This window comes from Enterococcus sp. AZ020 (genome assembly GCF_050499205.1).
GTDB classification, from domain to species: Bacteria; Bacillota; Bacilli; order Lactobacillales; family Enterococcaceae; genus Enterococcus_L; species Enterococcus_L dunnyi.
This window is the reverse complement of record NZ_JBIPAT010000001.1, coordinates 3,646,916-3,668,135: the sequence shown is the minus strand read 5'-3', so window position 1 is coordinate 3,668,135 and position 21,220 is coordinate 3,646,916. Positions and strand designations below refer to the sequence as shown.

Genomic DNA, 21,220 nt, shown 5'->3' with positions numbered 1-21,220 from the left:
ATGTCAGAATCACACTCTAAAAAATCAGCATTGACAGTTGGTCCGAATGATGAACTTTCTATAGGGCAGTCTTTGCTTTTGGGCATTCAGCATGTGTTAGCGATGGATGTTTATGTCGTTCCATTTATTATTGCTTCAATTATTGGTTTAACTACAAAAGAATCATCAGCATTGATTCAGTCTACCTTTATTGCAGCAGGACTGGCAACGATCATTCAATCTTATTTTTGTATGAAATTACCTGTAGCGCAAGGGCCGTCTTTTATCCCAATCGGTGCAGTAGCTGGTATTTACTTTGCAAATAGTCAAAATGGTCAAGGCTGGGGAACTGTTTTGGGAGCTGGTCTGATCGGTGCCATACTTGTGATCATTTTAGGACTTACAGGCATTTTCAATCGTTTGATCAAAGCTTTCGTGCCACCGATTGTGGGAGGAACGATCATTTTTATCGTAGGCTTATCTTTGATGCCTGTGGCTTTAAACGACAATGTTTTCAACGCGTCTGGTGATTTAGGGCAAAATATATTGTTGGCTATCATTGCAGCAGCTTCTCTTATTTTGTTTGCTATGATCGGGTCACGTTTTCCTGGTAAAGGCAGGATTTTTCGAATCTCATCTGTGATATTAGCATTGATCATTGGCTCTTTCGCAGCTGAAATGATGGGTGTACTAGATTTATCAGCAGTTTCAAAAGCATCATTGATCAGCGTTCCTAGTTTGCCTTTTGTTGATTTCAGTTTTTCATTTGATTTATCTTCGATTTTAACAATGGTCATTATTTATGTTGTGTTGATGGCTGAAACGACAGGTACGTGGTTTGCGGTCAGTAATGTCTGTGAAGAACCATTGACAGATGAAAATATCAATCGAGGAGTTGTTGGTGAGGGGATCGGTTGTTTGATTGCTTCGTTACTGGGAACGACCCCCGTTACTGGATATTCAACAAATGCTGGAATTATTTCAATTACTGGCGTAGCTAGTAAAAAAGTGTTTGTAGCTGCTGGTGCTTGGTTTGTTGTTTTTGGTTTATCTGGAAAGCTATCTACATTGATTTCGTCTATTCCATCTCCTGTCATTGGTGGAGTATTTGTTATTGTGTGCGGGATTATTTCAATCAGTGGTATCAAAGTGATCAAGGAAGTGGAGATCAATGAAAAAGAAATGTATGTGATCGCGATTCCGATGATTTTAACGTTAGCATTGACCTTGATTCCTGAAGAGTTTATTCAATCATTACCGCAATTTTTACAATATTTATTCGGTTCATCTGTTGCAACGGCTTCGATCGCAGCGATTCTCCTGAATCGGTTACTGCCTTCTGAAAAATCAGCAAAGCCGGAAGAGATAACACAAATGGATTCTGGTGAGGCAGCACAGCTTAATTGATTAGATAATTGAATAAAACACGAACATTCGATGAGTTGTTTTGTATTTTTCGTCTTTTACCTTTGACTTTCAAATGGTTATAGTGTAAATTAGCATAGGCGCTTGTGAAATACGAACGATAAGGATTCTAATGTTCGTGTTTTTGCGTATTTTTAATTGAACTTGCTAGGAGGCAGTAAAGTATGAAAGTTTTTGATTACGAAGATGTCCAGTTGATCCCGAATAAATGTATCGTGGATAGTCGCTCAGAATGTGATACAACAGTGAAGCTAGGAGACCATAGCTTTAAAATGCCAGTTGTACCGGCGAATATGCAAACGATCGTGGATGACAAAATCGCAGAATTTTTAGCTGAAAATAACTATTTTTATATCATGCACCGTTTTGATGAAAGTGCACGAATTCCTTTTATTGAGAGAATGCAAGCTAAAGGGTTGATCACTTCGATCAGTGTTGGCGTGAAAGAAGGAGAATACCAGTTTGTTGAAGAATTAGCTCAACGTAACTTAGTTCCGGATTATGTAACGATCGATATTGCTCATGGTCATTCAAATGCGGTGATCAATATGATTCAACATTTAAAAAAGCACTTACCAAAGACCTTTGTAATTGCAGGTAACGTGGGGACACCTGAAGCAGTCCGTGAGTTGGAAAATGCTGGAGCAGATGCGACAAAAGTCGGAATCGGACCAGGAAAAGTCTGTATTACTAAAATCAAAACAGGCTTTGGGACTGGCGGCTGGCAATTAGCAGCATTACGTTGGTGTGCCAAAGCAGCTAGAAAACCGATCATTGCGGATGGCGGGATCAGAACGCCGGGAGATATTGCAAAATCAGTTCGTTTTGGTGCGACAATGGTCATGATCGGTTCATTATTTGCTGGACATGAAGAATCTCCGGGAGAAACAAAAGTGGAGAATGGTGTCGTTTATAAGGAATATTTTGGTAGTGCATCAGAGTTCCAAAAAGGCGAGAAAAAGAACGTCGAAGGGAAAAAAATCTGGATTCAACATAAAGGAAGCTTAGTTGATACGTTAGTTGAAATGCAGCAAGATTTACAATCTTCGATTTCATATTCAGGCGGTCGAGATCTAGAAGCGATTCGTAAAGTCGATTATGTTATTGTGAAGAATTCGATTTTTAATGGAGATACCATTTAGAAACAGAATAGAGCTATCTACTCGTAAGAACTTTGCGTTTTTAAAGAGCAGATGCTAGATAAAAATACTGAGAAAAAGCGAATATGCTCTTTCTCAGTATTTTTTTACATATTTTACTTTACCTGTCGTAGTAATAGTGATATGATAATTACAACGACAGACGTAGTACGTTAGATGAAGTAATTTGGAGGTGATTGAATGATCGGCAGCGACGCAATTAGAGGATACAACGATACGTTCATTTTATCTGTTTTACAAGAAGGCGATTCTTACGGATACGCTATCTCTAAGCGAATCACTGAAATTTCCGATAACAACTATTCGATTAAAGAAACAACATTGTATTCAGCATTCAATCGGCTGGAAAAAAATGGATTCATCACATCGTTTCCTGGACAGGTAACTCACGGGAAAAAGAGGACTTACTATAAAATCACCCAAGATGGAAAAGAATATTTAGCAGAAAAAATAGCGGAATGGCAGCTGACTAAGAAAGTTGTCGAACGTTTTATCGACTAAGCGAGATGACCTAAGGAGGAAAAATAATGAAAACAATCAAAGACTATATCGACAGCTTATTTCTTGGAGTAGTTGAAACAAGCCAAACGAAACAATTGAAAGAGGATTTGTTGGCGAATGCCGAGGATCGCTATGAAGATTTAAAAAGTCAGGGGAAATCTGAAAACGAAGCCATTGGCAGTGTGATTGCCGGATTTGGTTCAATTGATGAGTTGCTGGATGAAATGAATATCAAGCAAGAATACATTGATGAAAAAGGCTATGAAATCGATGAAATCACTCTTGAAGAAGCGAATGATTTCTTGAGCGTCAGACACAGAGGAGCGACGTTGATTGGCATAGGTGTTATGTTGATCATGCTGGGAGCGGCACTTTGTTTTGCTTCGGCTGGAATAACAGAAAGTACAGAAAGTATGGGATTTGGTCTGTTGTTTCTATTCGTTGGGGCAGCCATTGGGGTACCGTTATTTATTATCGCAGGAACAAGTATGACGAATTCAAATAAGAAGCTGGATGATCGATTTATTTCTTTACAAGTTAAAAATGCAGTGAAAAAAAGAAAAGAGCAGTTTCAGCGTTCATTTGTTTTTTGTATTGTGATTGGTGTTTCCTTGTGTATTTTATCGATCATTCCGATTGTCTTTCTGTCTTTGACTGATTTTTCAGAGGCAAATGAATTTATTGGTGTCGGCGGTATGTTCGCAATTGCTTCCTTTGGTGTTTTCTTTCTTATTTTTGGCGGTGTGATCATGGGTAGTTTTACTAATATGATCGATCAGACCTATTTTGTTTCTGATGAGGATAAACCAGGACCTAAAGCCGCTGCGGAACGAAACAAAAAAATGCCAAGTTGGCTGCAAACCATAGAGAAAATTTATTGGCCTATCGTAACAGGAATTTTCTTTTTCCAAGGATTTTTCTTAGGGAATTGGGGAACTGCTTGGACAATTTTCCCAGTAGCGGGGATACTCTTTTGGATTTTGGAGAGTATTTTCGGTGAGGAATAAAAAGTTAAAGGGACGGTGTCATAACTCATAAAGTTATGACACCGTCCCTTTTTTCTCGAAATTGAATACTACGGTTCAACTTCTTTTAAATAGCTAAAATGATTGCTTTGAAAAAATAGCCGACATGGCTTTTTTTAATGGAAAGTAAACAAGCGTTACGATAATGATCGTTGTTGCGACATTTACTAAAGTAGCTGGCAGTTTGGACAGAGCACTGGCAAAAGCTACATTAAAGTTTGCTCCTGCCATCAGACCCATCACTGTATTTTTTAGTTGGGTCATAATGATTTTAGCAAGACCAGTCACGCTAGCAATTACGATGATTTTACTGATCGTATCTACGTTTTGCTTGAAAAAAAGAATCATCAATGCTGCTGCTCCTCCAACGATGAAGCTTTCTAAGATAAAATAGGGAGCTTCGGCAGCAAAGCCATTCAGTAAATCAAAAATAGCAAAGCCTAAGCCGCCAGCTAAAGCACCTTTTTTATAGCCGATCAACAGAACGGCCAATAGTAAAACAGTGTTGCCTAAATGAACGAATGCCCCTGTAGGCAAGGGAATTTTCAGCATCGTACCTAAAACAGTCAGAGCGGTAAATAAACCTATCAAAACGATAGAGGTCGTTGAATGTTGTTTTGTCATCACAAGTCTCCCTTTGCTACTTTTCATTCATCCGGTCTTCTGCATGGTTATAAGCACCGTGCCAAACATGACCAAGGAAAGGATTGATTTTTTGTCCATTTTTAATAGCAGCCGCTACAAATTTTTTCGCTAAAGCAACTGATTTTTCTACAGAATAACCTTTTGCAAGACCAGCTGTAACAGCCGCAGCAAATGTACAGCCTGCGCCGTGGTTAAAATCAGTGGCAAAAAGTTCTTCTTCAAATATTGTGAACTCAGAGCCATCGTAAAACAAATCGATCGCTTTATCCGTATTCAAACGGTGTCCGCCTTTGATAACAACATTTTTAGGTCCTAAGTTTAGGATCTTTTTTGCTGCTTCTTTCATTTGTTCAACAGAAGTCAGATCTCCCATTTCGGAAAGAATCCCAGCTTCTACTAAATTAGGTGTAGTGATAGTTGCTTTAGGCAAAAGTAAACGAGCCATAGCAGCTACATTTTCCGGCTGTAGCAACTCGCTTGTTCCTTTACAAGCCATTACCGGATCGATAACGATATTTTCCATTGGAAAATTATCAATATACTTTCGAGTAATTTCGATTGCTTCGATCGTTCCCAGCATTCCGGTTTTCATTGCATCAAGTGGTGCCCCTGCAAAAATCGTTTTAAGCTGTCTTTCAACTAAATCAGGTTCTATAGGTGTAACTAAATGACTCCAACCCTCATCAGGATCCATTGTCACAATACTTGTCAAAGCAGAAAAACCAAATGTGCCATATTCTTCAAAGGTTTTTAAATCCGCCTGAATACCGGCTCCACCACTAGAATCAGAACCTGCTACTGTCAATACTTTTTTGATCATTTTCTAACCTCAATTCACATTCAATTTAATATCTGTATTGTAAAACAAATCAAAGTTGACAAAAACAGCCAATTGGGTTATTTTCAGGTCATCCAATTACTGTGAAACACAAAGAACGAAGAGAATTGATGTTGAACAGTACAAGGCGACCAAAGGGAGAGTTGTAACCTTCGTAAGAAACACAAAGAACGAAGAGAATTGATGTTAATTAGTACAAGGTGATCGAAGGGAGAGTTGTAACTTTCGTAAGAAACACAAAGAACGAAGAGAATTGATGTTGAGCAGTACAAGGTGACCAAAGGAAGAGTTGTAACTTTGGTAAAAAACACAAAAAACGAAATGAATTGATTTTTGAGAAGTACAGCCCAACTAAAGAGAGCCACGACCTTTTCAAACACCAAAAATCATGGAATGATCAAATACCGGGTAATATAAAATGAGAAAGACGAGAAGTATGATAACTAAATTTTTACAGATAAAAGAAATGTTATCTGATCTTCAGCTTTAAAAGACAAAGAAATTCAAATAGTGATCGTCAAAAAAGGAGAGAATAAGCATGTGGACGTTAAAAAAAGAAAAGAATGTTCCTATTTATATCAGCATTATTGATCTGATTCTTTCATACATAAAAAATGGTGACCTCCTTCCAGGGGAACGTTTACCTTCGGAAAGAAAATTGGCTGATTTATTCAACGTGAATCGTTCAACAGTCGTTCATGCATTAGATGAGCTAGTAGCTTTAGGCTGGATCATAAGAAAACAAGGAAGCGGGACGATCGTCAATGAAGGGAAATGGGGAATTACTACCGCTCCAAGAACAAATTGGCGTAATTATCTGGAACAAAATGCTTTTGCAAAAGTTGATCCCTTTGTCGAGCAGATCGAAGAGCTTATTCGATCTTCAAAAGAAAATATACTGGATCTTTATACAGGTGAGTTGCCGTTGGATTTGATTCCCAGCTTTGCTTTTCCTCCGCTTACATGGAAGCATTTTTTAGAAGAGGAGCAGCAGGATGATTTAGGCTATTTGCCATTAAGAACATCACTAAGTCGAGAGATGGAGAAGGAATATCGTTTTAGCTTGCCGGCTGAAAGTATTTTGATTACCTCTGGTGCACAGCAAGCACTATTTTTGATTTTGCAGGTTTTATTATCGCCAGGAGACAGCGTAGCCATTGAAGATCCCTCTTTTTTTTATGCACTGCCTATTTTCCAAGCTGCTGGAATTCGATTATATGGAGTGAAAATGAATCAGGAAGGAATCTGTTTAGATGAATTGGAAAGAGCGATTCGTCAGCATCGAATCAAAATGGTCATGGTCAATCCATCATTCCAGAATCCTACAGGCAAAACAATGTCAATGAAACGACGTGAGGGATTAGTCAAGCTTTGTCAAGAATATCAGATCCCGATTTTAGAAGATGATGTTTTCGCAAAATTAAATTTTATTCCAAGTGAGGAAATTCCACCGCTAAAAAAACTAGATCCTGAAAATGTTCTCTATATTGGTTCCTTGTCCAAAATTTTAGGGTCAACGACCAAAATTGGGTGGCTAAGTGCTCCAGCATCTGTTAATCAACAAATAGCAGAAGCAAGGAAGATGATGGATTTTTCGTTGAGTATTTTTCCGCAGGTCTTAGCAAATTTAGCATTGACAGATGAAGACTATTCAAGAAAAATCGCTACGTTGACACACGAGGTTGAAGCAAGAGGTCAAGCTGTTTATGACATTGTCACTCAAATGTCTGATTGGGAAGCTGAAAAGCCAAAAGGTGGTTATTATCTCTGGGCTAAATGGCGGCATGGAGAATTACGTCAAAAAGACTGGGCTATATTTTTGCAAGAAGGATTGCTGATTGCGCCTAGCTTTTTTTACAGTGAGAAGCGTGATAGTATTCGTATCAACTTTTCTAGAGTCAGTCAACAAGATGTTACAGCGTTTCAAGAAAAGCTTGCTCGTATTACCGAAAAAATTAGATTAGATTTCCCAGGACTATGATAAAATGAAGAAAACGGAGGGATTTACTATGAATGAAACGTTAGAATTATTGAAAACTCGTCGTAGTTTTCGGGACTTTGATGAAGAATATGTACTGCCTAAAGAAGAGCTGCAGGAAATTTTGGATGCGGCACGTCAAGCGCCTAGCTGGATGAATGGTCAATTTTACAGTATTATCGTCCTTCAAGATAAAAAAATAAGAAAGCAGCTGGTTGAATGGAATCCGGGGAATCCTCAGATACTAAAAAGTTCTGTATTTTTGATTTTTATTGCAGATCTTTATCGGACGAAAATGGTTAGTGCTGCGTATGAATCTGCGTATCAAATAGAAGAGAGTGTTGAATCTTTGTTAGTCGCAACGACGGATGCGGCTTTGGCATTGGAAAATGCCGTCATTGCGGCCGAAAGCTTGGACTTAGGTTCTGTCGTTGTTGGTAGTATACGTAAGCATGGAAAAGAAATCAGTCGATTATTAAACCTTCCTGAAATGACTGTACCGTTGTTTGGTCTTAGTATTGGAAAGCCGATCGTCGAAATGAAGGTCAAGCCTCGACTGCCGCAAGCAGCAGTTATCCATTTTGAACATTACCAACCATACACTTATGAACTGATCGAGCAATATGATCAAACCATGGAACTGTTTGGTGAAGCGAGAGAAACGAAACGCTGGAGTCAAAAATTTGCGGATTACTTTGCAGCTGATGCAACGATGGTTACGGATCAACTGTTAAAGATGCAAGGTTTACTGAAATAAGAGCAGGTGTTCTTTTTGCGAGCCATTACTTTCTTATAGCGCAATGGAATGGTATACTTACTAATGGGTAAGATTACAAATGATAAAAGAGGTGCTAAACATGTCTTGGGAACAAGTCTATGAAAAGTGGATAAATGAAGAAAATATACCAGAAAATTTAAAAAAAGAGCTAAAAGATTTAAAGGAAGACCCTGAAAAGTGTGAAGATGCTTTTTACGCGCCGTTAGAGTTTGGAACGGCAGGTATGCGTGGGATTTTAGGCGCGGGAATCAACCGTATGAACATTTTTACGATTCGTCAAGCGACAGAAGGTTTGGCTCGTTTTATGGATGCTCAAGATGCAGAGACGAAGAGACGTGGTGTTGCAATTGCGTATGATTCACGTCACATGTCACCAGAATTTGCGATGGAAGCCGCTAAGACATTGGCGAAGCATGATATTCCAGCATTTGTCTTTGAAAGTTTGCGTCCAACACCAGAATTGTCTTTTGCTGTTCGATACTTAAATGCTTTTACAGGAATCATGATCACAGCGTCTCATAATCCAGCTGCGTATAATGGATACAAAGTTTACGGAGCAGACGGTGGACAAATGCCTCCGGCAGATGCAGACGCTCTGACAAGATATGTTCGTGAAGTGGAAAATCCCTTAAAAGTGGAAGTTTTGTCTGAGAACGAAGCGAAGACAAGTGACTTGATCACGATCATTGGTGATGAAGTAGACAATGCATATTTGAAAGAAATCAAAGCTGTAACGATCGATCAAGCATTGATCGACGAGATGGGCAAAGAACTGAAGCTTGTTTATACACCGCTTCATGGAACAGGTACGATGCTAGGTGAGAAGGCATTGAGACAAGCAGGGTTCGAAAAATTTGTATTAGTTCCTGAACAAGCTATTGCTGATCCGGATTTTACAACAGTTAAATCTCCTAATCCAGAGGAGCATTCAGCATTTGAGTATGCTATTCGCTTGGGAGAAAAAGAAGATGCTGATCTGCTGATAGCAACAGATCCTGATGCTGATCGTTTAGGAGCAGCTGTTCGTTTACCGGATGGTTCTTATCAAGTCTTGACTGGAAACCAATTAGGCGCGATCATGATCCAGTATATTTTGGATGCACATCAAAAAGCTGGGACGCTTCCTGAAAATGCGGTCGTCTTGAAATCGATCGTATCCAGTGAATTAGCAACAGCAGTCGCAGAAAAATACAATACAAAAATGGTCGATGTTCTGACTGGATTCAAGTTTATTGCGGAAAAAATCGAGCAATATGAGGAAGATCATTCCCAAACCTTCATGTTTGGTTTTGAAGAAAGTTATGGCTATTTGATCAAGTCATTCGTACGCGACAAAGATGCGATTCAAGCACTCGTTTTACTGGCAGAAGTTGCAGCTTTTTATAAGAAGCAAGGAAAAACACTTTATGACGGCTTGCAGGATATTTTTGAAGAATACGGCTATTTTGAAGAAAAAACTATTTCTGTGACCTTGAGCGGGATTGAAGGTAGTGCTAAAATCCAAGCCTTGATGAAAAAATTCCGTGATGAAGCGCCATCATCTTTTGCTGGGATCAATGTTGTTCAAACAGAAGACTTCAAAGCGTTGACCCGGACATTTGTAGATGGAAGACAAGAAAAACTTTCAACACCACCGTCAGATGTGCTCAAGTATTTCTTGGAGGATGGCAGTTGGATCGCTATTCGACCGTCTGGAACAGAACCAAAAATCAAATTCTACTTGGCGACAAAAGCCTTGTCTAAAGCAGAAGCAGATCAAAAGATTTTGGATTTTGAAGCGGCAGTTAATGCATTAACTGAATAAAATGATCAGGACTGAAAAAACTAGAGATAAAGGTTGATTCAGTCCTTTTTTCGAAAAGAATAGGAGTGAAAGAGATGAATATTGGATTTATCGGAGCTGGACATATGGGAAGTGCGATGATCGAAGGATTATTGAAAGCTCAGATAGTAGCACCAGAACATTTATATGTTAAAGGCGGTTCAAGCGGTACAGCTGAAGTTCTTCAGCAAAAATTAGGTTTTAACCTAATCAAAGATTATTCAGCATTCAAAGAATGCCAAGTGATTTTTATTGCTACAGGAGCGACGATCGTTTTGGATGTATTGAAGGAAGCTGCTTCATTCATGTCAGAAAATACCATTCTGATTTCTGTTGCAACAGGCCATACACTTGCAGACGCAAAGGAAGTACTCGGAAATGAAATCTATGTGGTTCATGCGATTCCTAATACACCAGTCAGTGTGAATGAAGGAATGATCGGTGCCGCTTTTGATCCTGAAATGCCGAATACAGTCAAAGATGAAGCGCTTCGTGTCTTAAGTTCTTTAGGAAAAGTAGAAGAAGTCAATGAAGCGATTCTTGGAACCTTTGGTACAGTGGCTGGTTGTAGTCCAGCTTTTGTAGATATCTTTATGGAAGCTTTGGCTGATGGGGCTGTCATGGAAGGAATGTCTCGCAATCTGGCCTATGAAGTCGTCGCTCAAATGATGCTAGGATCAGCCAAACTAGCGATCGAAACGAAAAAGCATCCTGGAGAGCTGAAAGATGGTGTGACCTCACCAGGCGGCAGCACGATCAAGGGAGTAGCCGCTTTAGAGAAAAATGGGTTCAGATACGCAGTTATTGATGCGATCAAGCAAGCAAATCAGTAAGAAAACGGCAACTGGAATTCTCAAAGGATTTCAGTTGTTTTTTCATATTATTAAAGAAAAACGTTCCTCTTTTGAAAAGATATTTGTTATAATAAACGAGACTGAATCACGAAAGGAGACACAACAGTGACTGAAGAAGAAATAAAAAAAGTTAGCCAGCTCTATAAAGTATTAAGTGACCCGACAAGATTACGTATTTTATTACTGTTGAAGCAGGGAGAATTAAATGTGACTTCAATTGGAGAAGAACTCTCAATGGAACAATCTGCCGTGTCTCATCAATTAAGACTTTTACGCGATACACATGTTGTGAGATCGAGAAGACAAGGGAAAACAATTTATTATACCTTGGATGATCATCATGTTATCGATATTTTGAATCAAACATTTGAACATATCAAACACCAATAACTTACCTTTTCTTGGATCCTTAAGGGAAATTCAAAGAAAAGGGTAGTTTTTTTTGTGGCAGTTCGTTATACTAGAAACATGATTTATTAGAAGAAAATGAAATATTTCTAATTTTACAGTTGGAGGAAGAAAAATGAAGGAAAAATTGAACATCGGTTTACTCGGGTTAGGGACAGTTGGCTCTGGTGTACCAACGATTTTAAAAGAACATCAAGAAAAGATTTCTCAAGTGACTGGGATGGAGATCGCCATTTCTAAAGCACTTGTGCGTGACGAGGAAGAAAAAAGACGTCAAGCAGAGAAGTTTGATATTCAACTGACCACAAACATCGACGATATTCTTAATGATGATGACATCCAGATCGTTATTGAATTGATCGGAAAAGTAGAACCGGCTAAAACCTTCATTACTCAAGCTCTTGAAAAAGGGAAACATATTGTTACAGCTAATAAGGATCTACTTGCACAGCACGGCAGTGAATTGGTAGCTTTAGCCCAAAAGAATCATTGTGACTTGTATTATGAAGCAAGTGTTGCAGGCGGCATTCCTATTTTACGTACGATCGCTAATAGCTTAGCAGCGGATAATATTCAAAAGGTTTTAGGGATCGTCAATGGGACAACGAATTATATGCTGACCCAGATGGTTTCAGAGAAAAAATCATATGAACAGGCTTTAAAAGAGGCGCAAGAATTAGGTTTTGCTGAATCGGACCCAACAAATGATGTAGATGGGATCGATGCAGCGTATAAGATGGTTATTTTAAGTCAATTTGCATTTGGCATGAATGTGCGTTTAGATCAAGTAGATACACGTGGCATTAGGGGATTATCTTTAGATGATGTTGAAATGGCTGCTCAATTAGGGTATGAAGTAAAACTAATTGGCTCTTCAGAAAATCAGTCTGGTCGTATTGCGGTCGAAGTTGGACCGATGTTAGTGGCTAAAGCTCATCCAATTGCTTCTGTGAGAAATGAGTTTAATGCTGTTTTTATTGAAAGTTCAGGCGTAGGCGAGTCGATGTATTATGGACCAGGAGCAGGTGCCAAACCGACTGCAACTAGTGTTGTCAGTGATATCATCACCATTGCCAAAAACATTCGTTTAGGGACAACAGGCCATATGTTCAATGCCTATCAACATGACACAAAATTAGCAGATGATCAGGATACTTCAGGAAAATACTATTTTTCTATAGGAGTGCCGGACAGACATGGTCAAATTTTGAAGTTGACTCAAATCATGACCAATGCCAATGTTAGTTTTGATCAGTTGGTACAGCAAAAGTCAGATGGAACCAGAGCGAGAATCGTTGCAATTACCCATACGATCACTAAGGCGCAAATGAAAGCAGTCATCAAAGAAATCGAATCAACGAATGATTTTGAACTTTTAAACACATTTAAAGTATTGGAGGACTAGAAACATGTATGAAGGATTATTAAAACAATATAAGGAATATTTACCTATTACAGATAAAACACCTATGATTTCATTAGCAGAAGGGAATACTCCGTTGATTCCTTTACACAATTTATCAAAGGAATTGGGAATCAATTTATATGGCAAGTATGAAGGATTGAATCCGACTGGTTCATTTAAGGATCGCGGAATGGTCATGGCAGTTGCTAAGGCAGTTGAAGAAGGAGCAAAAGCAATTGTTTGCGCCTCAACAGGAAATACTAGTGCGGCAGCAGCAGCTTATGCCACAAGAGCAGGAGTGAAAGCCTATGTTGTGATCCCAGATGGAAAAATTGCGATGGGGAAATTAGCACAAGCGATTATTTACGGTGCAGACATCATTTCTATTCCTGGAAATTTTGATGAAGCACTTAAAGCAGTTCGTGATATTGCTAAAACTGAAGCAGTCGCCTTAGTAAATTCAGTCAATCCATACCGTTTGGAAGGACAAAAGACTGCTGCCTTTGAAGTCTGTGAACAGCTTGGTAAAGCACCGGATGTTTTAGCGATTCCTGTTGGAAACGCCGGAAATATTTCTGCTTACTGGAAAGGTTTTAAAGAATGGCATGATGTAAAAGGGACACTTTTACCGCGTATGCATGGCTTTGAAGCAGAAGGGGCAGCGGCGATCGTAAAAGGTGAGCCGATCGATCAGCCGGAAACAATTGCTACAGCAATTCGAATCGGTAACCCTGCTAGCTGGAAGTTGGCAGAAGCTGCCAGAGATGAGTCAGATGGACATATTGATGCAGTCACAGATGAAGAGATTTTGAATGCATATCGTAAGGTTGCTGCACAAGACGGTGTTTTTGTTGAACCAGGTTCTGCAGCATCCCTTGCTGGCGTTATTCAACATGTAAAAAATGGAAAAATCAAAGCAGGTGAAACAGTGGTTGCTGTTTTCACAGGGAATGGACTTAAAGATCCTGATACTGCAATCAATGCGACAGATGTGAAAATTTCTAAAATGAGTGATTTAGAAGAGATGCGGATGCATCTACGTAATGGAGTGTCTGAACTATGAAAATAAGAGTTCCTGCTACGAGTGCAAATTTGGGTCCAGGTTTTGACTCATGTGGTATTGCATTGTCACAATATCTGAGTATTGAAGTCTTGGAAAATGCGGATGAGTGGCAGATTATTCATTCTTTAGGAGCTGATATTCCATCAGATAAAACAAATTTACTGCTTCAAACGGCACTGAAATTAGCACCGAAACTCGCGCCGAAAGTTTTAAAAATGACCTCGGACATTCCTTTGGCTCGAGGATTAGGCAGCAGTTCCAGTGTGATCGTTGCCGGTATTGAACTTGCAAATCGCTTAGGTAATTTGAACTTATCTCAAAAAGACAAATTACAGATTGCGACAGAGATCGAAGGACATCCCGATAACGTTGCTCCTGCGATTTGCGGTGATTTTGTGGTTGCAAGCTATGTGGACGGAGATGTTCATTATGTTAAGCATCATTTTCCATTGTGCGACGTTATTGCATATGTCCCCGATGTTCATTTATTGACATCTGAAAGCCGCAGTGTGCTTCCTGATAGCATGCCTTATAAAGAAGCAGTCAAGGCGAGCTCGATTGCCAACGTTATGATCGCAGCAATTTTAAATGGTAATTTACCTTTGGCAGGAGTGATGATGGAGGAAGACCGGTGGCATGAAGCTTATCGTCGTAAATTAGTTCCTCATTTGGATAAAATACGTGCATCGGGCCAAGAGGTCGGTGTTTATGGGGCTTTTTTAAGTGGAGCTGGGCCAACCGTATTAATTTTATCTCCAGAGGAAAAGACCAGTCAAATGGTCAGAGAACTGGAAAAACTACCAATATCAGCATCGATCAATGTCTTGTCGATCGATCAAGAAGGCATTCAAGTATTTTAAGAATAAAAAAGACGACGGAGCATTACGATCCGTGCGTCTTTTTTTATTATTCTGGTGATTCCGTTGCGTAATAGCTATGGTCTTCTAAGTTCAATGCATTTAAAATCATGGAAGCTGTTTCCTCAATCGATAAAGAAGCTACATTGATCACTTCGCAACCAATTTTTTTATAAAGATCGTTGGCGAATGTCAACTCTTTTTTGATTTTTTCGATATCTGAATAAGAAGTATCTGCTGGCAAGCCATAGGTTCTCATCCGTTCTTTCCGAATACCGTTTAAAATATCTGGATCATTCGTTAGACCGACAATTTTTTTAGGGTTCGTCTCCCAAAGCTGTTTCGGTAAATGTGCTTCAGGGATCAATGGTAAATTTGCTACTTTCAGATTCTTATTCGCTAAGAAAAGGCTAAGTGGTGTTTTTGAGGTTCTTGAGACGCCTAGCAAAAGAACATCAGCCTCCAAAAATCCGCGAGGGTCTTTGCCATCATCGTATTTTACCGCAAATTCCATTGCTTCGATCCGCTTGAAATAATTCTCATTTAAATGGTGTAAAGCACCTGGCTCACGTGTTGGAGCAATTCCAGTCAAGCGCTCGATCTCAGCGACAGGAGGAGTCAATATATCAAAGTGGTACATATTGTGTTCTTCAAAAAAATCATTTGCAATTTTTACAAGACGATCATTAACAATAGTATGAAGAACCATTGCGTTTTCACGCTTGGCATCTTCTAAGGCTTTTTTTAATTTTTCTTCTTCTTTTGCAAAAGTTCGTCTAAATAATGAAAAGTCTACAGTAGGATATTGCGCCATTGATGCAGCTGCCAATTTGGAAGCTGTCTCACCTGCGGAATCAGAAATTACAAAAATCGTTACGCATTTTTTTTGTTCGTCATTTGTCATAGTAGCATTCCTCTCTTGCTTTTTTGATAATTTTATTATACCATACCTTCATAAATCTTATTCGTAATGATTCTGATTTATTGATTGGAGGAAAAGTTATGTCACAGTCAAATTCAAAAGTCGAGCAATCGTTAATGGTCATGAAGGAAAATGGTTTAAAATATACAAAAAAGAGAGAAGCGATCATCACCTACCTGATTCGACGCAACCGATATATAACAGCAAAAGAAGTCTATGAATTCATGAACAAAGAATATAAGGGGGTAAGTTATGATACGATCTATCGTAACTTACATGACTTTGAAATGATGAATCTATTAGAGGCAACTGATTTGAATGGAGAAAAAAAATTCCGTTTCCATTGTTGTCAAGAAGTTGGTCATCATCATCATTTTATTTGTACAGTTTGCGGAAAAACGAAAGAGATCCATATGTGTCCAATGGACTTCTTCAAAGAGCAATTGAGCGGCTGCGAAATTGAAGGACATCGCTTTGAAATTTTCGGTCGTTGTGAAGAATGTCGGTGAGATGTTTCAAGAATTAGGCGTTCGATTCTGCAAGTGTTTAAAAAAATAATCATTTTGCTACTTTTTCCTATATTTTTTACGAGTAAAGGTTGACGTTAAAATAACCTTTCGATATAATATAGAAAGAACGGTATTTTGTTTATGACTAAATATTCATAAATATAAAAAACGGTTACTTTTTAAGCTCGGAGGGAGGGAATTAACATGTCAAAAACTGTCGTTCGTAAAAACGAATCTCTTGACGATGCTCTTCGTCGCTTCAAACGTTCCGTTTCAAAAGCGGGTACTTTACAAGAATCTCGTAAACGTGAATTCTACGAAAAACCAAGTGTAAAGCGTAAGAAAAAATCTGAAGCAGCTAGAAAACGTAAAAAATTCTAGTTTCGATGAATTGGAGTTGGTTGTATGTCATTACTAACAACATTGAATGACGATATCAAAACAGCGATGAAGTCTAAAGATAAAGAAACGTTATCTGTACTTCGCATGTTAAAAGCAGCCATTCAAAACGAGCAGATTAAAGCCAACCGTGATTTGGACGGAGAAGAAGAGTTGACAGTTTTATCTCGTGAGATGAAACAACGTAGAGACTCTCTATCAGAGTTTGAAAAAGCGGGACGTGATGATCTTGCTGACAAAGTAAAAATCGAAATCACAATTGTTGAAAAATATATGCCGAAGCAACTTTCTGAAGAAGAAATTCGTCAGATCGTTCAGACGGCAATTGATCAGACTGGAGCTTCTTCGCCAAAAGAATTTGGTAAAGTCATGTCAGCTGTGATGCCCGCAGTTAAGGGGAAAGCAGACGGCAATCAAGTCAATGCAATTGTAAAAGAATTACTACAAGAGAAATAACCGAGATAAAAAAACCAGCGGATATCCGTTGGTTTTTTTGTCCTAATGTACATAAGAAAGTGATGACTTCTTTTTAATAAATAAATTGTGTGGTATGATTGTAGAGAACGAAAAAATAAAGGAGCTGGGCGTTTTTTGACAGAAAATCAGTCAATATCGTTGGAATTAAAATTAACAGATTCTGATGATGTGAGTATGCTTTTAGGAACCCACGATAAACATATAAAATTTTTAGAAGAAAATTCAGCGATAACGATCAATACTAGAGGAGAAACGATACAATTGATCGGGGAAGAAACCGAAGTCCAATTGATTGCATCAGTAATCCGTACATTAAAAGTGTTGATTCAGCGTGGAATCAAAATCAGTACGCCAGATGTCGTATCAGCCCTAAAAATGGCTAGAGCGGGAGATCTTGATTCATTTGTTGCAATGTATGAAGAAGAGATCATTAAAGATCATCACGGGCGTGCGATCCGTATTAAAAATATTGGCCAGAAAAAGTATGTGGATGCAATAAGAAAGCATGATGTTATTTTTGGAATTGGTCCTGCTGGGACAGGTAAAACGTTTCTAGCAGTTGTTATGGCAGTGTCAGCCTTAAAAAAAGGTGAGGTACAAAAAATCATTTTAACTAGACCAGCTGTTGAAGCGGGTGAAAGTTTAGGTTTTTTACCTGGCGACTTGAAAGAGAAGGTCGATCCATATTTACGCCCAGTTTATGACGCGTTATACCAGATTTTTGGGATGGACCATACAAATCGTCTGATGGAGCGCGGCGTGATCGAAATTGCGCCTTTAGCTTATATGCGGGGACGTACGTTGGATGATGCGTTTGTCATATTAGATGAGGCGCAAAACACAACAGTTGCCCAAATGAAGATGTTTTTGACGAGATTGGGCTTTAATTCAAGAATGATCGTCAATGGAGATGCAAGTCAGATAGATTTACCAAAAGGTGTGACAAGCGGACTGATCAATGCTGAGAAAACATTGCGTTCGATCGAAAAAATCTCGTTTGTTCATTTTGATGCGGGTGATGTTGTTAGACACCCAGTAGTAGCTCAGATTATTCGAGCGTACGAAAAGGAAAATCAACAGTAAAGATCGTCCACGGAAAGGAGTGAGAATTCCGTTGAAGTATTCATTAATAAAATTACGTGATAAGTTAGGAAAAGCGTTTATTCCGATTTTATTATTGGTTTTTTCCTGTTTCTTATTTGTGATCATGCTTGGCAGTGTTCATCAGAAAAAAGTTGAAATCAAAGAAGGACAACTAGCTGAAAATACAATTCGCGCCAATAAAAACGTTGAAAATACCTATGAGACAGAGCAAAAGAAAAAATTAGCAGCAGAAGCAGTCACTCCAGAATATATTTATCAGGAAGAGACTGCTGGTATTCAGCATAAACGAATTGAAAAGCTCTTTAAGCTGATCACTACTGCAAATGAAAAAACAGATAAAGATTATGAAGAGAAAAAGGCAAAAGCTAAAAAAGACGAAACCATTCCGAAACCAACCATTGAGGAAAGGGTAGCCAACTTAAAATCTCAGTTTGAACAGCTAGATCAAGATGAGGTGGCTTTCTATCAAAAATTCGCAAATGTCTTTTATCAAAATATCTTTTCTTTAGATGCGACTCAAATTCAACAAGTAAAAACAGAAAGCTTGAAAATCATTGATGATAAAATGAAAGATCATGTTCGTGAAGCTGATTTGGAGAGTATTCGCCAAAGTGCGATCGAGAAGATCCAGTTTCTTGATGTGACCAGTGTGATGCAGCAGGAAATTCGTTATCTTGTCAATGAAGGAATTGTCGCAAATGATTTTGCAAATGATAAAAAAACAAAAGAAATGCGTCAAAATGCAATGGATGCTGTTCCACCTGCGATGATCTATCAAGGAGAGATCATTGTTCGTGAAGGAACGCAGATCGACAGTAAGGCAATGGAGAAACTTGAGCTTTTAGGGATGACAAATCAAAGTACTTCAGTATTTCCAATGGTAGCTCTGGGCTTAGCGATTGTTTTGCAAGTGCTTGTCTTGATTTTCTTTACAAAGCAAGTAACAGAAGAAGGCAAACGCCGTCACTTTATTTTGTTTTATGTAGCGGCTATGTCGCTAAGTGTATTGCTTATGAAGTTCTTCCAAATTTTTCAGACAGAACAAATGGCTTACGTATCATTATTTTTCCCAGCGGCCTTCACGCCATTGGTGTTGAATTACTTTGTTAACCGTAGAGCAGGGATTCTTGCTGCTATTTTTCAAGTAATCTTTGCATTGTTTGTTTTCTATAATTCTATTGGGACCAATTCTCTGACGATCATCATTGTCAGCTATCTATTTTCTGGTCTGCTTGCAACGGTCGTTAAACGCACACGGATCAGTGAACAAGGTATGGTAGCTGTATTTTGGGTGATTATTTTTCCTATTTGCTTAGACTTTGTCTTGATCGTTTATCAAGGAATGAGTTTGTTTGATGGAAAATCTTGGACAATGATGATTTGTGCATTAGCTGGAACGGTATTATCTTTCCTTGCTACTATGGGTCTTCATCCATATATCGAGTTGCTTGTGACTGATGATAGTATGATCATCTTGAATGAGTTGAGTAATCCAAATCATCCGTTGTTGAAACGATTGCTTGAAGAGGCGCCAGGAACGTATCATCATAGTATGATGGTTGCTAGTTTGAGTGCTAATGCGGTCGCTGAAATCGGCGGGCGATCATTATTGACGCGTGTTGCTTGCTATTATCATGATATTGGAAAGATCAAACATGCTAATTTCTTTGTTGAAAATTTACCTGCTGGAGCTGAAAACCCGCATAATTTTCTACTACCAGAAGACAGCAAGCAGATTATTTTTGGTCATGTCATTGATGGTGCAAAAATTTTAGAAGAATATCATATGCCTGAAATGGTGATCGATATTTGCCGTCAGCATCATGGGACCACATTGATGAAATTTTTCTATGTAAAAGCTAAGGAACGAAATCCGGAAATTGCTGAAGAAGATTTCCGTTATCCAGGTCCTAAGCCGCAAACAAGAGAAGCTGGGATCGTTAGCATCGCAGATACTTGTGAAGCTGCAGTACGTGCAATGGATCATCCGACAAATGAGAAGATCCAAGCGTTTGTGCACAATGTGATTCAAGACAGGATCTCAGATGGCCAGCTGGATGATTGCGGATTGACGATGAAAGAAATCAGAATCGTCGAGAAGTCATTAGTCAGTGGCTTATGCAGCACATTCCATTCAAGGATCAAATATCCGAAAATGAAATCAGAGGCGGAAAAAATGAAAGATGAACAAGAAAAGAGAGATGACTAATGGATATAACGTTCATTGATGAAACAAAAAGCGTGTCAAAACTACATTTAAAAGAAGTGGAGGATTTGCTGCAGTTTGCAGCTGATTTTCTTGAAATTTCGGATGATACTGAGATTTCCGTAACTTTTATGGATAATGCGGGCATTCAAGTGATCAACAGAGATTATAGAGGAAAAGATGTACCAACGGATGTGATCAGTTTTGCTTTGGAAGAAGCGGGAGAAGATGAACTGCAGATTATCTTTGAAGACGAAGACGATATTTTCCCTAGGAATCTAGGCGATCTGATGATTTCTACTGAAAGAGCAGCAGAACAAGCAGCAGAATATGGACATACTTTTGAACGGGAGCTAGGTTTTTTAGCAGTGCATGGTTTTCTTCATTTGAATGGGTATGATCACATGGAGCCAGAAGACGAGAAGGAAATGTTTGGTTTACAGAAAGAGATTTTAGATGCCTATGGACTCAAAAGATAAACAAACAGGGAAAAATAAACATTTTATTGCTTCACTGGAGTTTGCTCTTCAAGGGATCAAAACGGTATTTAAAGAAGAAAGAAATATGCGCACTCATGTATTGATGGGAATCATAGCTGTTGTTATCGGATTTGTTTTTGGACTGTCGATAGCAGAATGGTTATGGCTGCTTCTGGTGATTTTTCTTGTACTAGTGGTTGAAATCATCAATACGGTTTTTGAAAATGTTGTCGATATGTTTACGGATTTTCATTTTCACCCAATCGGGAAAAAGATCAAAGATATGGCTGCTGGAGCGGTCTTGTTAACTAGCGGCTTTGCTGTTATCGTCGGATTACTTTTGTTTGTTCCAAAAATATGGCAAATAATTAAAGACTTTTTATAGA

22 protein-coding genes are annotated in these 21,220 nt (G+C 38.7%); 19 read left to right on the top strand and 3 right to left on the bottom strand.

The window, feature by feature from the left end; genetic code table 11:
- From IGI58_RS17515 to IGI58_RS17500, 4 genes are all read left to right on the top strand, one after another.
- Positions 1–1,386, top strand: coding sequence for a uracil-xanthine permease family protein (locus IGI58_RS17515; protein ID WP_429952415.1), 1,386 nt, complete (start codon positions 1–3; stop codon positions 1,384–1,386).
- Between the two features lie 182 nt (positions 1,387–1,568).
- Positions 1,569–2,546: a GMP reductase gene (gene guaC, locus IGI58_RS17510; protein WP_429952416.1), complete on the top strand. Its 978-nt coding sequence runs from the start codon at positions 1,569–1,571 to the stop codon at positions 2,544–2,546.
- 198 nt (positions 2,547–2,744) lie between these two features.
- On the top strand, positions 2,745–3,065 hold the full coding sequence (locus IGI58_RS17505) for a PadR family transcriptional regulator (protein ID WP_429952417.1): 321 nt from the start codon (positions 2,745–2,747) through the stop codon (positions 3,063–3,065).
- A gap of 26 nt (positions 3,066–3,091) precedes the next feature.
- Entirely contained in the window at positions 3,092–4,072 is a 981-nt protein-coding gene (locus tag IGI58_RS17500; RefSeq protein ID WP_429952419.1) for a permease prefix domain 1-containing protein, read from the top strand.
- A gap of 93 nt (positions 4,073–4,165) precedes the next feature.
- On the opposite strand, the gene IGI58_RS17495 is transcribed toward IGI58_RS17500, so the two are convergent.
- A complete protein-coding gene (locus tag IGI58_RS17495) occupies positions 4,166–4,714 on the bottom strand; it encodes an ECF transporter S component (RefSeq protein ID WP_225533859.1) in 549 nt (182 codons plus the stop codon).
- Between the two features lie 16 nt (positions 4,715–4,730).
- Positions 4,731–5,555, bottom strand: a complete 825-nt coding sequence (gene thiD, locus IGI58_RS17490; RefSeq protein WP_429952420.1) for a bifunctional hydroxymethylpyrimidine kinase/phosphomethylpyrimidine kinase — start codon at positions 5,553–5,555, stop codon at positions 4,731–4,733.
- 556 nt (positions 5,556–6,111) lie between these two features.
- Between thiD and IGI58_RS17485 the strand changes: the two genes are divergently transcribed.
- From IGI58_RS17485 to thrB, 8 genes are all read left to right on the top strand, one after another.
- Complete coding sequence (locus IGI58_RS17485) at positions 6,112–7,554, top strand: PLP-dependent aminotransferase family protein (RefSeq protein WP_429952421.1); 1,443 nt, start codon at positions 6,112–6,114, stop codon at positions 7,552–7,554.
- Positions 7,555–7,582: 28 nt separating this feature from the next.
- Positions 7,583–8,308, top strand: a complete 726-nt coding sequence (locus IGI58_RS17480; protein ID WP_429952422.1) for a nitroreductase family protein — start codon at positions 7,583–7,585, stop codon at positions 8,306–8,308.
- Positions 8,309–8,408: 100 nt separating this feature from the next.
- Entirely contained in the window at positions 8,409–10,133 is a 1,725-nt protein-coding gene (locus IGI58_RS17475; RefSeq protein ID WP_429952423.1) for a phospho-sugar mutase, read from the top strand.
- 74 nt (positions 10,134–10,207) lie between these two features.
- Positions 10,208–10,984 (top strand): pyrroline-5-carboxylate reductase, encoded by a 777-nt coding sequence (gene proC / locus IGI58_RS17470; protein ID WP_429952424.1) that lies wholly within the window; start codon positions 10,208–10,210, stop codon positions 10,982–10,984.
- Positions 10,985–11,110: 126 nt separating this feature from the next.
- Positions 11,111–11,395 (top strand): ArsR/SmtB family transcription factor, encoded by a 285-nt coding sequence (locus tag IGI58_RS17465; protein WP_225533865.1) that lies wholly within the window; start codon positions 11,111–11,113, stop codon positions 11,393–11,395.
- Positions 11,396–11,528: 133 nt separating this feature from the next.
- Positions 11,529–12,818, top strand: coding sequence for a homoserine dehydrogenase (locus tag IGI58_RS17460; RefSeq protein WP_225533866.1), 1,290 nt, complete (start codon positions 11,529–11,531; stop codon positions 12,816–12,818).
- A gap of 4 nt (positions 12,819–12,822) precedes the next feature.
- A complete protein-coding gene (gene thrC / locus IGI58_RS17455) occupies positions 12,823–13,881 on the top strand; it encodes a threonine synthase (protein ID WP_429952426.1) in 1,059 nt (352 codons plus the stop codon).
- The gene (thrB, locus tag IGI58_RS17450) at positions 13,878–14,741 is read left to right on the top strand and encodes a homoserine kinase (protein WP_429952427.1); all 864 of its coding nucleotides are present in this window, start codon (positions 13,878–13,880) and stop codon (positions 14,739–14,741) included. Before thrC ends, thrB begins: the two co-directional genes overlap by 4 nt.
- Positions 14,742–14,787: 46 nt before the next feature.
- Here thrB and IGI58_RS17445 read toward each other — a convergent pair whose 3' ends face one another.
- On the bottom strand, positions 14,788–15,642 hold the full coding sequence (locus IGI58_RS17445) for a pyruvate, water dikinase regulatory protein (protein WP_087640219.1): 855 nt from the start codon (positions 15,640–15,642) through the stop codon (positions 14,788–14,790).
- A gap of 98 nt (positions 15,643–15,740) precedes the next feature.
- Here IGI58_RS17445 and IGI58_RS17440 point away from each other — a divergent pair, with 98 nt between their 5' ends.
- The 7 genes from IGI58_RS17440 (at position 15,741) to IGI58_RS17410 (ending at position 21,219) form a co-directional block, all read left to right on the top strand.
- Positions 15,741–16,169: a Fur family transcriptional regulator gene (locus IGI58_RS17440; protein WP_087640218.1), complete on the top strand. Its 429-nt coding sequence runs from the start codon at positions 15,741–15,743 to the stop codon at positions 16,167–16,169.
- 204 nt (positions 16,170–16,373) lie between these two features.
- Positions 16,374–16,550, top strand: a complete 177-nt coding sequence (gene rpsU / locus IGI58_RS17435; RefSeq protein WP_002356740.1) for a 30S ribosomal protein S21 — start codon at positions 16,374–16,376, stop codon at positions 16,548–16,550.
- A 24-nt stretch (positions 16,551–16,574) separates the two neighbouring features.
- Positions 16,575–17,024 carry a GatB/YqeY domain-containing protein gene (locus IGI58_RS17430; protein ID WP_087640217.1) on the top strand — a complete coding sequence of 150 codons (450 nt, stop codon included), beginning with the start codon at positions 16,575–16,577 and terminating at the stop codon, positions 17,022–17,024.
- 135 nt (positions 17,025–17,159) lie between these two features.
- Positions 17,160–18,128, top strand: coding sequence for a PhoH family protein (locus tag IGI58_RS17425; RefSeq protein ID WP_087640216.1), 969 nt, complete (start codon positions 17,160–17,162; stop codon positions 18,126–18,128).
- Positions 18,129–18,159: 31 nt separating this feature from the next.
- A complete protein-coding gene (locus IGI58_RS17420; protein ID WP_429952428.1) occupies positions 18,160–20,358 on the top strand; it encodes an HD family phosphohydrolase in 2,199 nt (732 codons plus the stop codon).
- The gene (ybeY, locus tag IGI58_RS17415; RefSeq protein ID WP_429952429.1) at positions 20,358–20,834 is read left to right on the top strand and encodes an rRNA maturation RNase YbeY; all 477 of its coding nucleotides are present in this window, start codon (positions 20,358–20,360) and stop codon (positions 20,832–20,834) included. Before IGI58_RS17420 ends, ybeY begins: the two co-directional genes overlap by 1 nt.
- Positions 20,812–21,219, top strand: a complete 408-nt coding sequence (locus IGI58_RS17410; protein WP_429952430.1) for a diacylglycerol kinase family protein — start codon at positions 20,812–20,814, stop codon at positions 21,217–21,219. Before ybeY ends, IGI58_RS17410 begins: the two co-directional genes overlap by 23 nt.
- Position 21,220: the final 1 nt, after the last annotated feature.

What these genes read in the sequence shown, in the direction of transcription:
- IGI58_RS17515 (WP_429952415.1), top strand. Translation starts at nt 1, where the DNA reads ATGTCAGAATCACACTCTAAAAAATCAGCATTGACAGTTGGTCCGAAT.
- guaC (WP_429952416.1), top strand. Translation starts at nt 1,569, where the DNA reads ATGAAAGTTTTTGATTACGAAGATGTCCAGTTGATCCCGAATAAATGT.
- IGI58_RS17505 (WP_429952417.1), top strand. Translation starts at nt 2,745, where the DNA reads ATGATCGGCAGCGACGCAATTAGAGGATACAACGATACGTTCATTTTA.
- IGI58_RS17500 (WP_429952419.1), top strand. Translation starts at nt 3,092, where the DNA reads ATGAAAACAATCAAAGACTATATCGACAGCTTATTTCTTGGAGTAGTT.
- IGI58_RS17495 (WP_225533859.1), bottom strand. Translation starts at nt 4,714, where the DNA reads ATGACAAAACAACATTCAACGACCTCTATCGTTTTGATAGGTTTATTT.
- thiD (WP_429952420.1), bottom strand. Translation starts at nt 5,555, where the DNA reads ATGATCAAAAAAGTATTGACAGTAGCAGGTTCTGATTCTAGTGGTGGA.
- IGI58_RS17485 (WP_429952421.1), top strand. Translation starts at nt 6,112, where the DNA reads ATGTGGACGTTAAAAAAAGAAAAGAATGTTCCTATTTATATCAGCATT.
- IGI58_RS17480 (WP_429952422.1), top strand. Translation starts at nt 7,583, where the DNA reads ATGAATGAAACGTTAGAATTATTGAAAACTCGTCGTAGTTTTCGGGAC.
- IGI58_RS17475 (WP_429952423.1), top strand. Translation starts at nt 8,409, where the DNA reads ATGTCTTGGGAACAAGTCTATGAAAAGTGGATAAATGAAGAAAATATA.
- proC (WP_429952424.1), top strand. Translation starts at nt 10,208, where the DNA reads ATGAATATTGGATTTATCGGAGCTGGACATATGGGAAGTGCGATGATC.
- IGI58_RS17460 (WP_225533866.1), top strand. Translation starts at nt 11,529, where the DNA reads ATGAAGGAAAAATTGAACATCGGTTTACTCGGGTTAGGGACAGTTGGC.
- thrC (WP_429952426.1), top strand. Translation starts at nt 12,823, where the DNA reads ATGTATGAAGGATTATTAAAACAATATAAGGAATATTTACCTATTACA.
- thrB (WP_429952427.1), top strand. Translation starts at nt 13,878, where the DNA reads ATGAAAATAAGAGTTCCTGCTACGAGTGCAAATTTGGGTCCAGGTTTT.
- IGI58_RS17445 (WP_087640219.1), bottom strand. Translation starts at nt 15,642, where the DNA reads ATGACAAATGACGAACAAAAAAAATGCGTAACGATTTTTGTAATTTCT.
- IGI58_RS17440 (WP_087640218.1), top strand. Translation starts at nt 15,741, where the DNA reads ATGTCACAGTCAAATTCAAAAGTCGAGCAATCGTTAATGGTCATGAAG.
- rpsU (WP_002356740.1), top strand. Translation starts at nt 16,374, where the DNA reads ATGTCAAAAACTGTCGTTCGTAAAAACGAATCTCTTGACGATGCTCTT.
- IGI58_RS17430 (WP_087640217.1), top strand. Translation starts at nt 16,575, where the DNA reads ATGTCATTACTAACAACATTGAATGACGATATCAAAACAGCGATGAAG.
- ybeY (WP_429952429.1), top strand. Translation starts at nt 20,358, where the DNA reads ATGGATATAACGTTCATTGATGAAACAAAAAGCGTGTCAAAACTACAT.
- IGI58_RS17410 (WP_429952430.1), top strand. Translation starts at nt 20,812, where the DNA reads ATGCCTATGGACTCAAAAGATAAACAAACAGGGAAAAATAAACATTTT.